Here is a 13,013-nt window from a genome sequence, read left to right on the forward strand (position 1 = left end):
GGCCGCGCCTCTTCGCCCACACCACGGCGCCGGCAGCCGCCCCCAGCACGAGCGAGGGGCCGAGGGCGTACCGGAGGGAGGCGGCCGCGACGTACCCGGCGGCGGTCTCCGCCGCCGACCACAGCAATCCGGCCGCCGCGCTCGCGGGGGCGAGGCGCCGATAGGGCAGCCGAGCGGCACCCGCGAGGTGGGGCACGAGGGTCCGCACCACCGGCAGGAAGCGGCCCAGGAAGACGGCCTGCCGGCCCCGGCGGTCCATGAGCGTCTCGGCACGCTGCCAGACGGAGGCGGGCAGGCGGCGGCCGAGTCGTCCCGTACGCATACGGGCGCCGAGCGTGCGGCCGGTCCGGTGGGCGAGGAAGTCCCCCGCCACCACCGCGGACGCGGCGACCGCGACCAGCACGGGCAGGTCCAGCCGACCGGCCCGCGCCAGCCCGCCGGCCGCGAGCAGCAGCGTCAGGGTGGGGACGAACGCCCCGACGAGCAGGACCGATTCGGCGAGGACGGCCAGCGCCACGACGGCGTACGCACCGGCGGGCGCCTGTTCCAGCGCCCCGTTCATCCGACGGCCACGGCTTCGCGGCGAGGCGCGGGCGCCGCCGGCGCCGGCCGTCGGAGCTGCCAGACCCTCGCGGGTGGAAGGTTGGGCCACACCGTCCGGCAGCCGGTTGCGTAGCTGCGCCGGTAGCCGGCGAGCACCTCCTCGACGGCCCGGTGCCGCCGCGTCCGGTTGCGGGAGGCGAACAGGGCGGAGGCCGGGAGGGTGCCGAGGTAGGCGAAGTAGGTCAACGTGCCTCCGGGACGCAGCAGTTCGAGGTACCGCTCCATGACCGTCGCGACGTGCCGGGGTGCGAAGTTCGCGAAGGGCAGGCCGGAGACGACGGCGTCGTAGCTCCGGTCGGTCTCCACCTCCTCGACGGGACGCAGGTGGAGCCGCACCTCCTTTCCGTCCTGTCGGTGCCGGTCTGCGAGGCGTTGCAGCCGGTCGGCGAAGCGCGGGTTGGCTTCGACGACGTCCAGTCGGCTCCCCCTCGGCAGCCGCGAGAGGAGCGCGCTCGTCACCACGCCTGTGCCCGCGCCCGCTTCGAGGACGGTCGCGGGGCCGTGCGCGGGGGCGCACGCCGGTTCGCTCAACGCGTGCGCGAGCCCTCTGCCGCTGGGTGCGACGGCGCCGGTGGTACGCATGTCCCTGGCGGCTTCCCTGAGGAAGGCCCAGCCGTCGGAGCGCGGAGGTCGGTCGTGCCGCGCGGTCTCGTGATCCATGCCGGAGACGCTAGGAACCGGGCCGGGACGGTGAATCCGCCTTCCCGCGACGGCCCACCCCTACCAAAGTCGGGGGCGCGGGCAGAAGTCGGTCGGGGGACAGCACATGATCGGCGCGCCTAAGGTCTCGGGGATGAGACGGAGAGAGGACCTTCCCTGGGCCGCCTACGGGCGCAGGGCACTGATCCTGGTACTGGTGCTCAACGCCGTGCAGAGCGCGTCCGTCGGCGCAGACGGTGCCTACCTGACCTGGCGGACCGCGGTCGCCCTGCTGTGCGGGGCGGCGCTGCTGGTGCGCCGTCTGCCCTGGCTCGTCGCGCCGGTGAGCACAACGGTGGCGACGGGTGCGTGGGGGTGGCCGATGCTGCCACTGCTCCTCGTCGCCCTCTTCGATCTCGCTGCGCGCCGCCGGCCCGCGTGGGCGGTCTGCTGCGGCGTCGCCGTCATGGTCGCCAACTCCTCGTCGCTGGAGCCGGATTCGCTCTGGCGGCCCCAGCAGTACGGCTCCACGCTGTTCCTTCTCCTGGCCGTCGTCGGCGGGTTGTGGGTGGGAAGCCGTCACCGCCTGGTGGGACTGCTCAACTCGCAGGTGGAGCGGTTGCGCGTCGAGCGGGAGCTCCGGGAGGAGGCCGCGCGCGCCGCCGAACGCTCCCGCGTCGCCGCGGAGATGCACGACGTGCTCGCCCACCGTCTGAGTCTCGTCGCGCTCCACTCCGGCGTGCTCGCCACCAAGTCCGACGCGCTCCCCGAACCGGTCGCGGAACGCCTCGCGCTGCTGCGCACCACCTCCACGCAGGCCCTGGCCGACCTGCGGGACGTCCTCGGCGCCCTGCACACCCCGGACGCGGCCGGAACGGCACCCGTCCTGCGCGACGTGCGGGAACTCGTCGCGCAGGCACGGCAGTCCCAGCACGTCGAACTGGACGTCGAGGGCCGCGCCGAGGAGGCTCCGGCCGCGCACCGGCTCGCCGTCTACCGGCTCGTGCAGGAAGGTCTCACCAACGCCCGTAAGCACGCCGCGGGTTCACCGGTGCACATCCGCCTCGACTACCGGCCGCCCGACACCACGGTCGAGGTCGTCAACGGCCCCGGCACCCCCGCCGCGCTCGCAGAGCCCTCGGGCTTCGGGCTGGTGGGGCTGCGCGAGCGCGTCTCCGCGCTCGGCGGAGAGCTCAGCGCCGGCCCGCACGGCTCCGACTGGCGACTCGCGGCCCGTATCGCCCATCCCGCCCCCGACGGACAGGAAAGTTCCCGCACATGATCCGCGCCATGATCGTCGACGACGACGCCCTCGTCCGTCTGGGACTCGCCGACCTGCTCGACGGGGACGAGGCGATCGAGACGGTCGCCCAGGCGTCCGACGGCCTCCACGCGGTCGAACTCGCCACGGCCCACCGCGTCGACGTCGCCCTGGTCGACGTGCGCATGCCGCGCATGGACGGCATCGCGGCGACCGCCCGCCTGCGCGCCCTGCCCCACCCTCCGAGCGTGATCACGCTGACCACTTTCGATCTCGACGAGTACGTCTACGACTCCCTCACGGCCGGAGCCGACGGCTTCCTCCTCAAGGACACGGCCCCTGCCGAGATCCTCCGCGCCGTCCACCTCGTCGCCTCCGGTTCGGCGATGCTCCATCCCGCGGCGGCGCGCAGGCTCATCGACCGCTACCACCAGGCCGGCCACTCCAGGACCGCGGCCGCCCGGGACAAGCTGGAGAGCCTCACCCCGCGCGAACGCGAGGTGCTCGCGCTGCTCTCCCGCGGGAAGACCAACGCGGAGATCGCCGCACACCTCGGCATGCGCGAAAGCACCGTCAAGGCACACGTCAGCCGCATCCTCACCGCGCTGGAGGCCGACAACCGCGTACAGGCCGCCCTCCGCGCCCGCGACGCCGGCTTCACCGGCTGAGGTGCCCGGCGGGCCGGGGGGCAATTGCGGGCTTGCGCACCAAACTTGGCATACGCCCTGAAAGACCCGTAGCTCCGGCAACCGGCCGTTCCGCCCACCGCCGCACGCCCGACACCCCACCTCCGCACGCGTGTCCGTCGCCCCGCAGCCCCGGGGGCACCGCCTACCGTGGCCCGGTGGAGCAACGCAGCGCGCGCACGACCCCGCACGAACCGCGAGTGCGGCGGGAGCGGAAGACGGGCAACAGCGGCACGACGACCCCCGAGGAAGAGCGGCTCTACCGCGCGCCCGCGGTACCCCACCCCGCGGAGCCCGTCGCGGTCCCCGACCCGCCGGCGGCCGGCGTCCGGACGCCGGGGAAAGAGGGGCCCCAGCGCGGCCGCAGACCCTCCGCGCCGCCGAAAGACGCCGAGACGCCCCGCGGCGACGCCCGCCGGAGCCGTCCCGAAGACCGCCGTGCACCGACCTCCAGGGCGCTGCTCCTCCGGATGCTCCCCCGACCGCTCGCCGACCGCGCGGCACGCCTCCCCCGCGCCCGGCTGACGGGGCTCGGCTGCGGACTGCTCGCGACGACGGCGATGCTGCTCGTCGGAGCGGCGGACGCGGCGCTGCTCGACGGCGAACCCGTCGTCTACTGCGTCCTGTTCCTCCTCGCCGTCCTCGCCTCGGCGTGCTGGGTGCGTGCGGCCGAACTGATCGCGGCGCCCATCGCCGCCCCGCTCGCGTTCACAGCAGGGCTGCTGACGCTTGGCGGCCCCGGCGAGGGGTTCTCCGGTCTCGCCCAGGACGTCTTCACGCACCTGGCGCTCAACGCCGGCTGGGTGTACGCGGGTACGGGCCTCGCGGGCGCCGTGGTGCTGCTGCGCCGTATCAGCATCGTGGCCGGGCGCCGTCGCTGACGACGGCGCCCGGCCACCGGGCGTGCGGCCGGCTCAGTCGGAGCCGGAAGCGGCTGCCGCCTCGGCGCGGAGGTCCCTCCTCAGCTCCTTCGGCAGCGAGAACTGCATGCGCTCCTCAACGGGTTGGACGATCTCGACGTCGGCCCAGCCGTGCTGCTCCAGCCAGTCGAGGACCCCGTCGACGAGCACCTCGGGCACCGAGGCGCCGGAGGAAACGCCCACGGTGGTGACGCCCTCCAGCCAGGCCGGGTCGATCTCCTCGGCGCCGTCGACGAGGTGGCCCGCCTTGGCTCCGTGCGAGAGCGCCGTCTCCACGAGGCGCACCGAGTTCGAGGAGTTCTGCGAGCCGACGACGAGGACGAGGTCCGACTCGGCGGCGACCTTCTTGATCGCGGTCTGGCGGTTCTGCGTCGCGTAGCAGATGTCGTCCGTGGGCGGCGAGACGAGGTCGGGGTAGCGGCCCTTGAGCGCGTCGACGGTCTCCATCGTCTCGTCGACCGAGAGCGTCGTCTGGGAGAGCCAGACGACCCGCTCCGGGTCCCGGACCTCGACGTTCTCCACGTCTTCCGGGCCGTCGACGAGCGTGATGTGCTCGGGCGCCTCGCCGCTGGTGCCGATGACCTCCTCATGGCCTTCGTGGCCGATGAGGAGAATGTCGTAGTCCTCCTTGGCGTACCTGACCGCTTCCTTGTGCACCTTGGTGACGAGCGGGCAGGTGGCGTCGATCGTCGCGAGCCGGCCGCGGGCGGCCTCCTCGTGCACCTCGGGCGCGACGCCGTGCGCGGAGAAGACGCAGATCTCCCCGGGCGGCACCTCCGAGGTCTCCTCGACGAAGATCGCGCCCTTCTTCTCCAGGGTGCGCACCACGTATTTGTTGTGCACGATCTCGTGGCGGACGTAGACGGGCGCGCCGTACTGCTCCAGAGCCTGTTCGACGGCGATTACGGCTCGGTCCACGCCGGCGCAGTAGCCACGGGGGGCGGCGAGCAGCACACGGCGGGCGGGCGATGCAGTCATGCGCCCATCCTAAATGCCTTTCAACGGGCCACGCGCGGACGCCCGCCCCCGCCGGCCACCTCGCTGATCGGCCCGTCCTCCCCCTGCGCCGCACCGTTTTCCGGCATGGTGAGCCCGTGCCCGAACTGCCACGCCTCCCCGAGCCCGGCTCCGGCGGTGAGCTGCGCCGCACGCTCACCTTCCGCGATCTGATCGTCTACGGACTGCTGTTCATCGCGCCGATGGCCCCCGTCGGCATCTACGGCGCCCTCGACGCGAGGAGTCAGGGCACCGTCCCCCTCGTCTACGTCGTGGCGACGATCGCCATGGGCTTCACGGCCTACTCGTACGCGCGGATGCTGCGCGCCGTCCCGCACGCCGGCTCGGTCTACGCGTACGCGCGGGCGGGGCTCGGGCCGTCGGCCGGGTTCCTCGCCGGCTGGATGATGATGCTCGACTACGTGCTCATCCCGGCCGTCGCCTACCTCTTCTCCGGGATCGCGATGGCGCAGCTCGTCCCGGAGGTCGACCAGTGGGTGTGGACGGCGCTCGCCGTCGTGGTGACGACGGCGCTCAACCTCTCCGGGGTGCGCAGGGCGGCGTTGGTCGGATTCCTCGTGCTGGCGCTGGAGTTGGCCGCGCTCGCCGTCTTCGTCGTGGCGGCCGCCGTGGCGCTGGCGCAGCACGGGCCCGAGCGCGACTGGCTCTCGCCGCTGACGGGTGACAACGGGTTCTCGGCCGAGGCCGTGCTCAGCGCGGTCTCCATCGCGGTCCTCTCCTACCTCGGCTTCGACGCGATCGCCAACTTCGCCGAGGAGGCGACCGGGGGCCGAGGAACCGACGGACAGCGCTCGCCGGTGGCACGTGCGCTGGTGTGGTGCCTCATCACCACCGGCATCCTCTTCATCATCCAAACCTACCTCGCCGCGCTCCTCTCGCCGGAGACCTCGCAGGAGCTCGCGGACGACCCCGCCGCCCAGGGCCCGGCGTTCTACGAGGCGGTCAACTCCTCCATCGGCGGCTGGCTGGAGACGCTCGTCGCCGCCAGCAAGGCGCTGGGCGCCGCCTTCGCCGCGCTCGCCGGGCAGGCGGCGGCGGGGCGGCTCCTCTTCGCGATGGCGCGGGACCGCCGGCTGCCGCACGGGCTCGCCACGATCTCCCGCCGCACCGGGGTCCCCTGGATCACGCTGCTGGTCAGCGCCGCGATCACGATGGCCGCCGCGGTCTGGGCGGCCCGCGCGGCCGACGGTCTCGACAGGCTCGTCTCGATCGTCGACATCGGCGCGCTCTTCGGGTTCGGGATGCTGCACCTCTCGGTCATCGGGTACTACGGCCTCACCAGGCGCGGGGCGACCGCCGGGTTCGTGCGCGACTGGCTGCTCCCGCTCGTCGGCCTGGCGATCGTCGTCGCGGTGATCGTCACGGCGAACCGGGAGGCGCACTGGGTCGGCCTGGTGTGGTTCGTCGTCGCCCTCGTCGCACTGGCGGTGCTCCGCAGCCGCGGGCGGCTCGACGACGTACCGGTGGAGGGCGAGCGCGAGGGGCCCGGCGCGGGGTGACCGCCCGCGCGAGGTGTCCCGCTGTCGGTGGCGGGGCCTATCCTCGCGGGCATGGCTCTGCAGACGTCGGCCGAGACGCCGGTTCCCGTCAGCGAGGTCTCGCGGCTCATCGGCGGCTGGATCGACCGGCTCGGCGCGGTCTGGGTGGAGGGGCAGATCGTGCAGCTCTCGCCGCGGCCGGGCGCGGGCATGGTCTTCCTCACCCTCCGGGATCCCTCGCGGGACGTCTCGCTCACCGTCACCTGCTATCGGCAGGTCTACGAGCGCGTCAAGGACGTCGTCGCCGAAGGCTCGCGCGTGGTGCTCCACGCCAAGCCCGAGTGGTACGCACGGGGCGGGCGGCTGTCGCTGCGCGCCGCCGAGATCCGCCCGGTCGGCGTCGGTGAACTCCTCGCGCGGCTCGAGCAGTTGAAGAAGAAGCTGGCCGCCGAAGGGCTCTTCGCCACCGACCGCAAGCGCGCCCTGCCGTTCCTGCCGCACCGCATCGGCCTGGTGACGGGCCGCGCTTCCGACGCCGAGCGGGACGTCCTCCACACCGCGCGCGAGCGCTGGCCCGCCGTCCGCTTCGAGGTCCGCAACACCGCGGTGCAGGGGGTCAACGCGGTGCCCCAGGTGATCGAGGCCGTCCGCGAACTCGACGCGCACCGCGAGGTCGACGTCATCATCGTCACGCGGGGCGGCGGCGGCATGGAGGACCTCCTCCCCTTCTCCGACGAGCGGCTCGTCCGCGCCGTCGCCGAGTGCCGGACGCCGCTCGTCTCCGCGATCGGCCACGAGGCCGACGCCCCGCTCCTCGACCTGGTCGCCGACGTACGCTCCCGCACCCCGACGCACGCGGCGAAGGACACCGTGCCCGACGTCGGCGAGGAGCACGAGCGGATCGCGCAGCTCCGCCGGCGCTCCCGGCGCGCGGTGGACGGGCTGCTGGAACGGGAGGAGCGTGGCCTCGCCGGAATTCTGAGCCGCCCGGCGCTGGCCGAGCCGTACACCCTCGTCGAGGAGCGCGAGGAGGACACGGCGCACTGGCTCGACCGCGCGCGCCGCGTCCTGGGCCATCGACTCGACCGCGCCGAGGACGAGTTGGCGCACACCAGGGCGCGCGTCGTGGCGCTCTCCCCCGCCGCGACCCTCCGGCGCGGGTACGCGGTGCTCCAGCGGGACGGCGGCGGCGTGGTGCGCGATCCGGCGGAGGTGGAGGCGGGGGAGAAGCTCAGCGCCCGGGTCGCCGAAGGCGGCTTCGAGGTGGTTGTCGGACCGGACTCATAGGGTGGGGCCATGACGACGCGCGCACAGGACGGGGCCGACGAGGAAGAGGACGGCAGCGCCGAGGAAGCCGGCCTCGGGTACGAGCATGCCAGGGCCCGACTGATCGAGGTGGTCCAGCGGTTGGAGGCCGGGGGCACCTCGCTGGAGGAGTCGCTCGCGCTCTGGGAGCGCGGCGAGGAGCTCGCGCGGATCTGCCGCGAATGGCTGGAGGGCGCCCGCGCCCGGCTCGACGCCGTCCTCGAAGCGGAGGAAGAAGGGGACGAAACCGAGGGCGAGGAAGGCGGCACGGAGAGCTGACTCCGCCGAGAAGGCGCATGGCAGTGCCGTGGTGGTGCACAACGTTAACGGAAGAAGATCGTTCCGTTTTTCGTTGAAGCTGAAATATGTGGCTCGTACAGTCACAGTTGCACACAACGCACCAGCACGAAAAGGCAGTCATGACCCTCCCCCTCGACCCCGCCGCCCAGGACCTGCTCTTCAAGGAGGCGCACACGGCGCACCGGTTCACCGACGAGCCGGTGACCGAAGAGCAGATCCAGGAGGTCTACGACCTCATCAAGTACGCGCCCACCGCGTTCAACCAGTCACCGCTGCGCGTCACGCTCGTCCGCAGCCCGGAGGCGCGGGAGCGTCTCGTCTCGCACATGTCGGAAGGCAACCAGGCGAAGACGCGCACGGCCCCGCTCACCGCGGTACTCGCCGTCGACCTCGACTTCCACGAGCGGCTGCCCGAACTCCTCCCGCTGAAGCCCCAGCTGAAGGACACCCTCTTCGCCGACGAGGCGTTCCGCGAGTCCTCCGGCACCCTCAACGCCACTCTTCAGATCGGCTACTTCATCCTCGGCATCCGCGCCGCCGGCCTCGGCGCAGGACCGATGACGGGCTTCGACGCAGCCGGTGTCGACAAGGAGTTCTTCGGCGACGGCAGGCAGCACGCGCTCGTCGTGGTGAACATCGGCACGACCGCCCCCGACGGCCACAAGCCGCGCGCGCCCCGGCTCGCGTTCGAGGACGCCGTCACCACGGTCTGACGCACGCGGAACGGCCGCCCGGCCGGAGCCCGGCCCCGGCCGGTCTCCGGATCAGGGCGTCGCCGAGGGCGAGGAGCCGGACGAACCCTTCTTCTCCTGCAACGCGCCGGCGAGCTCTCCGAGTTCGGCGAATCCGGCCGTCCCCGTCACCACGGTGGTCACCGCCTGTTCCTCGTCGGTGCGGACGAGCGCGTCGTACTTCTCCCCCTGGTACCGCACCCACGCGTCGCCTTCGACCTGCTGGGTGCGCTCGGACTTCTCCGCCCCCTGGGTCACGTCCCGTATGAACTTCGCGGGGCGTTCGGCGTCGCTCTGCTCGACGGCCGCGTACTCGTCCTCGGGGGACATGAAGCCGAGGTGCCAGTCGACGGCGCCGGAGCCCTCGCCCTGGAAGGTGACGGAGGTGGCGCGCCAGCCGTCGGGCAGGCCGACGGGCGCGGCGACCGGGTACGGCGCCGCACGGCGGGCCGAGTCGAGCTCGACCCGGTAGCTGACGGGACGGACCGGGTCCTGGTCTTCGTCGTGCGGGATGAAAAGGTAGATCACCCAGGCGGCGAGGAGGATCACCGCGAGTGAGATCAGCATGTCCCGCACCGTCTGCTTGCCGCGCTGCTTGTCTGCTGCCACCTCGACATCGTCCCCCATGGGCGCAGAGGGCCGGCACGCGGGGACCGTCCGCGGGCGGGCGGGGGCGGCCCGATGCGCGCGGATCGCGGATGCTGACACATACTGTTTTGCGTGCGGATTCCGTGCAGTGACGGCAAGTTGAGCGCCTCGACCGCTCATCCGAGGGTGCACCTGCTCAAATTTTCGAAGCCCGGTAGAGTCGTAAGCACCCTCAGTAGCGCGGCCGTCGCCGTACAGAAAGGCGGGTTCCGATGTCAGAGAACCATCACCTGCCCTCCCAGCTCGAAGTGAGCCCGGAGGCGCCCGACCGCAACCTCGCCCTGGAACTCGTCCGGGTCACCGAGGCCGGGGCGATGGCCTCCGGCCGCTGGGTCGGCCGCGGCGACAAGATCGGCGCCGACGGGGCGGCCGTGAAGGCGATGCGCACCCTCGTCTCGACCGTCTCGATGAACGGCGTCGTCGTCATCGGCGAGGGCGAGAAGGACGAGGCCCCGATGCTCTACAACGGGGAGCGCGTCGGCGACGGCACGGGCGCCGAGTGCGATGTCGCCGTCGACCCCGTGGACGGCACCACGCTCACCGCCAAGGGCATGGGCAACGCGGTCTCGGTCCTCGCGGTGGCGGAACGCGGGTCGATGTTCGACCCGAGCGCGGTCTTCTACATGGACAAGCTCGTCACGGGCCCCGACGCCGCCGAGTTCGTCGACATCTCGGCGCCGCCCGCCGTGAACATCCGGCGCATCGCGAAAGCGAAGGGTTGCGGACCCGAGGACGTCACCGTGGTGATCCTCGACCGCCCGCGCCACCAGGGCCTTGTGAAGGAGGTCCGGGAGGCTGGTGCCCGGATCAAGTTCATCTCCGACGGCGACGTGGCCGGCGCGATCATGGCCGTGCGGGAGGGGACGGGAGTCGATCTCCTCCTCGGGATCGGCGGCACCCCGGAAGGGATCATCGCGGCCTGCGCGATCACCTGCCTCGGCGGCGCCATGCAGGGCAAGCTGTGGCCCAAGGACGACGAGGAGCGGCAAGCCGCACTCGACGCCGGCCACGACCTGGAGAAGGTGCTCACCGAACGCGACCTCGTCAAGGGCGACAACGTCTTCTTCGTCGCCACCGGTATCACCGACGGCGACCTGCTGCGCGGCGTGCACTACCGGGGCGAGCGCGCGTACACGCAGTCGCTCGTGATGCGCTCGAAGTCGGGGACTCTCCGCCAGATCGAGTCCACCCACCAGCTTTCGAAGCTGCGGGCCTACAGCGCCATCGATTTCGACCGCGCCAACTGACCGCCTCGGACACGCGCTACGGGACGTCCCTCGGCCCGGCCCCCGGAACCCTGGGGCGGGCCGAGCTTCAGGCGATGCGCTCGACGGGGGCGGCCGCCACCTTCTCCGCGGCCGTCTCCCGACGGCGCCGGCGGGCGAGGACCACGCGCCGCTCGGCAGCCGTCAACCCGCCCCAGACGCCGTACGGTTCGGGGAGAAGGAGGGCGTGCTCGCGGCACTCGGCGAGCACGGGGCAGCCGGCGCAGACGCGCTTGGCCGCCTGCTCACGGGAGAGCCGCGCGGCGGTCGGCTCCTTCGAGGGCGCGAAGAAGAGCCCCGCCTCGTCCCTGCGGCACACGGCCTCGGAGTGCCACGGCCCTGGCTGGTCCCCCAGCGGGGAGCGCTGCGCGGGCACGGTGGCGGTCTTCGGGGACTGATGCGGCGTGTGCAGCACGGTCTGCTCCTGACGAGACGTCGGTGATTCCCCTTCACCCGTCTTTCTGCGCACGGCAGTTGGCCTCCCTACCGCACGAGCGACGATGCACCAGCCCTACCCGCTGTGCGCGTCGGTATGCATACCGTGGCATCGTCTGACTCGTCAGACCGGTGGGACTCCTGCGGCCCCCGCGGTACGGAAGGGAACCCTCCGCTCCGCGTTCACTCCTCCTTCCGCAGGCGGTCGCCCGCGCGGAGATTCCTCAGCAGCCTGCCGCGCTTGGGCTTCGCCTCGACCGAGCCCAGCACCCCCGCCCCCTGGACCAGCACGACCGGCGCCTGCGGGTCCGTGGCCTCGGCGCACTCGACATCGAAGCCGCCGAAGACACCCGCCCCCTTCTGCCGGAGGGTGACGTTCTCCGGCACCTGTATCTCCACGCTCCCGCAGACCGCCGTCGCGTTGATGACGACGTACTGCTCGGTGAAGACCGCCTGACTGAGGTCGATCTCCACACTGCCGAAGACCGAGACCGCGTTGATCCTCGGCGGGACGTTCCAACGCCCCTTGCGCACCGACGCGCTGAAGACCGCGACGAGGTTCTCCTTCCACCCGCCGGGCCGCGGCGCCTCCCAGCGGTACTCGGAGGGCCCGGCCTCCACCCGCGGTCCCTGCTCGCTGCGCGCACCCGCCGGCAGGTCGGCTATGAGCGGCTCCAGTTCGCCGAGCGTCTTGGCCCCGTAGACCCCGTCGAGACGCTCCGCATGCTCGGCGGCGTCGAGCCGGCCCTCGGCGAGCGCCTCGCGCAGAATCTCGGCGATGCGGTCCCGGTCGGCGTCGGAGGCGCGGACGGTCGCCTCGCGGGCGGGCGCCGGGGCGCGCTCGGGCTGCTTCTTCAGCGGGGAGTCCTCAGTCACGCCCCAAGGCTACGAGACGCGATAGATCGCGACCACCCCCTGTGGACAACCCGACGCCTCGACCGGACGGACCTCACGACCCCCGGTGCACGCGGGGGTTCTAACCTGAGGGACGCATCGCCGCGAGTCGACGGACCAGCACCACGCCCGGCCGCGCACCGAAGTGAGAGGAAGAGCCCTATGTCTGCCAGCTCCCAACCGGCGTTCTCCTACACGGAGATGCTTCCCGTCGGCGCGGACCCCACCCCGTACCGACTCGTCACGAGCGAGGGCGTGAGCACCTTCGAGGCCGACGGGCGCACCTTCCTCAAGGTGGAGCCGGAGGCGTTGCAGACGCTCGCGGCCGAGGCGATGCACGACATCTCGCACTACCTGCGCCCTGAGCACCTCGCCCAGCTCCGCAAGATCCTCGACGATCCCGAGGCGAGCGCCAACGACCGCTTCGTCGCCCTCGACCTGCTGAAGAACGCCAACATCGCGGCGGCCGGCGTCCTGCCCATGTGCCAGGACACCGGCACGGCGATCGTCATGGGCAAGCGAGGCCAACACGTCCTCACCTCGGGCGGCGACGAGGAGTCCCTCTCCCGCGGCATCTTCGACGCCTACACGCAGCTCAACCTCCGCTACTCCCAGATGGCTCCGCTGACCATGTGGGAGGAGAGGAACACGGGAAGCAACCTCCCCGCGCAGATCGAGCTCTACGCGGAGGACGGTGACGCCTACAAGTTCCTCTTCATGGCGAAGGGCGGCGGCAGCGCCAACAAGTCCTTCCTCTTCCAGGAGACCAAGGCCGTCCTCAACGAGGGGTCGATGATGAAGTTCCTGGAGCAGAAGATCCGTTCGCTGGGC

14 protein-coding genes and 1 pseudogene are annotated in these 13,013 nt (G+C 72.2%); 9 read left to right on the top strand and 6 right to left on the bottom strand.

The window, feature by feature from the left end; genetic code table 11:
• Positions 1-103: 103 nt before the first annotated feature.
• A pseudogene (locus tag UWG_RS32160) lies at positions 104-562 on the bottom strand (DedA family protein); the annotation flags it as partial.
• Positions 559-1,263, bottom strand: a complete 705-nt coding sequence (locus UWG_RS0113110; protein WP_016907668.1) for a class I SAM-dependent methyltransferase — start codon at positions 1,261-1,263, stop codon at positions 559-561. The pseudogene UWG_RS32160 and the gene UWG_RS0113110, both read right to left, overlap by 4 nt.
• 133 nt (positions 1,264-1,396) lie before the next feature.
• Here UWG_RS0113110 and UWG_RS0113115 point away from each other — a divergent pair, with 133 nt between their 5' ends.
• The 3 genes from UWG_RS0113115 to UWG_RS0113125 all read left to right on the top strand — a co-directional run bounded on the left by UWG_RS0113115 (position 1,397) and on the right by UWG_RS0113125 (position 4,070).
• Positions 1,397-2,524 (top strand): sensor histidine kinase, encoded by a 1,128-nt coding sequence (locus UWG_RS0113115; RefSeq protein WP_016907669.1) that lies wholly within the window; start codon positions 1,397-1,399, stop codon positions 2,522-2,524.
• The gene (locus UWG_RS0113120; RefSeq protein WP_016907670.1) at positions 2,521-3,171 is read left to right on the top strand and encodes a response regulator; all 651 of its coding nucleotides are present in this window, start codon (positions 2,521-2,523) and stop codon (positions 3,169-3,171) included. Before UWG_RS0113115 ends, UWG_RS0113120 begins: the two co-directional genes overlap by 4 nt.
• A gap of 176 nt (positions 3,172-3,347) precedes the next feature.
• A complete protein-coding gene (locus UWG_RS0113125) occupies positions 3,348-4,070 on the top strand; it encodes a DUF6542 domain-containing protein (RefSeq protein WP_029391411.1) in 723 nt (240 codons plus the stop codon).
• Between the two features lie 33 nt (positions 4,071-4,103).
• Here the strand turns inward: UWG_RS0113125 and UWG_RS0113130 are convergent, their stop codons facing one another.
• Positions 4,104-5,087 carry a 4-hydroxy-3-methylbut-2-enyl diphosphate reductase gene (locus UWG_RS0113130; RefSeq protein ID WP_029391412.1) on the bottom strand — a complete coding sequence of 328 codons (984 nt, stop codon included), beginning with the start codon at positions 5,085-5,087 and terminating at the stop codon, positions 4,104-4,106.
• A gap of 116 nt (positions 5,088-5,203) precedes the next feature.
• Here UWG_RS0113130 and UWG_RS0113135 point away from each other — a divergent pair, with 116 nt between their 5' ends.
• The 4 genes from UWG_RS0113135 to UWG_RS0113150 all read left to right on the top strand — a co-directional run bounded on the left by UWG_RS0113135 (position 5,204) and on the right by UWG_RS0113150 (position 8,922).
• Positions 5,204-6,625, top strand: coding sequence for an APC family permease (locus UWG_RS0113135; protein ID WP_016907673.1), 1,422 nt, complete (start codon positions 5,204-5,206; stop codon positions 6,623-6,625).
• Between the two features lie 51 nt (positions 6,626-6,676).
• The gene (gene xseA, locus UWG_RS0113140) at positions 6,677-7,891 is read left to right on the top strand and encodes an exodeoxyribonuclease VII large subunit (RefSeq protein WP_016907674.1); all 1,215 of its coding nucleotides are present in this window, start codon (positions 6,677-6,679) and stop codon (positions 7,889-7,891) included.
• 9 nt (positions 7,892-7,900) lie between these two features.
• Positions 7,901-8,188 carry an exodeoxyribonuclease VII small subunit gene (locus UWG_RS0113145; RefSeq protein ID WP_016907675.1) on the top strand — a complete coding sequence of 96 codons (288 nt, stop codon included), beginning with the start codon at positions 7,901-7,903 and terminating at the stop codon, positions 8,186-8,188.
• Between the two features lie 140 nt (positions 8,189-8,328).
• Positions 8,329-8,922: a malonic semialdehyde reductase gene (locus UWG_RS0113150; protein WP_016907676.1), complete on the top strand. Its 594-nt coding sequence runs from the start codon at positions 8,329-8,331 to the stop codon at positions 8,920-8,922.
• Between the two features lie 51 nt (positions 8,923-8,973).
• On the opposite strand, the gene UWG_RS0113155 is transcribed toward UWG_RS0113150, so the two are convergent.
• Positions 8,974-9,567, bottom strand: a complete 594-nt coding sequence (locus UWG_RS0113155) for a DUF4245 domain-containing protein (protein ID WP_016907677.1) — start codon at positions 9,565-9,567, stop codon at positions 8,974-8,976.
• Between the two features lie 233 nt (positions 9,568-9,800).
• Here UWG_RS0113155 and glpX point away from each other — a divergent pair, with 233 nt between their 5' ends.
• The gene (gene glpX / locus UWG_RS0113160; RefSeq protein ID WP_016907678.1) at positions 9,801-10,835 is read left to right on the top strand and encodes a class II fructose-bisphosphatase; all 1,035 of its coding nucleotides are present in this window, start codon (positions 9,801-9,803) and stop codon (positions 10,833-10,835) included.
• 67 nt (positions 10,836-10,902) lie between these two features.
• Here the strand turns inward: glpX and UWG_RS0113165 are convergent, their stop codons facing one another.
• Complete coding sequence (locus UWG_RS0113165) at positions 10,903-11,268, bottom strand: WhiB family transcriptional regulator (RefSeq protein ID WP_016907679.1); 366 nt, start codon at positions 11,266-11,268, stop codon at positions 10,903-10,905.
• 203 nt (positions 11,269-11,471) lie between these two features.
• Positions 11,472-12,164: a DUF1707 SHOCT-like domain-containing protein gene (locus UWG_RS0113170; RefSeq protein ID WP_016907680.1), complete on the bottom strand. Its 693-nt coding sequence runs from the start codon at positions 12,162-12,164 to the stop codon at positions 11,472-11,474.
• 180 nt (positions 12,165-12,344) lie between these two features.
• Between UWG_RS0113170 and UWG_RS0113175 the strand changes: the two genes are divergently transcribed.
• A partial coding sequence (locus UWG_RS0113175; protein WP_016907681.1) for a fumarate hydratase occupies positions 12,345-13,013 on the top strand: 669 nt, incomplete at its 3' end.

This window comes from Streptomyces xiaopingdaonensis (genome assembly GCF_000262345.1).
GTDB classification, from domain to species: Bacteria; Actinomycetota; Actinomycetes; order Streptomycetales; family Streptomycetaceae; genus Streptomyces; species Streptomyces xiaopingdaonensis.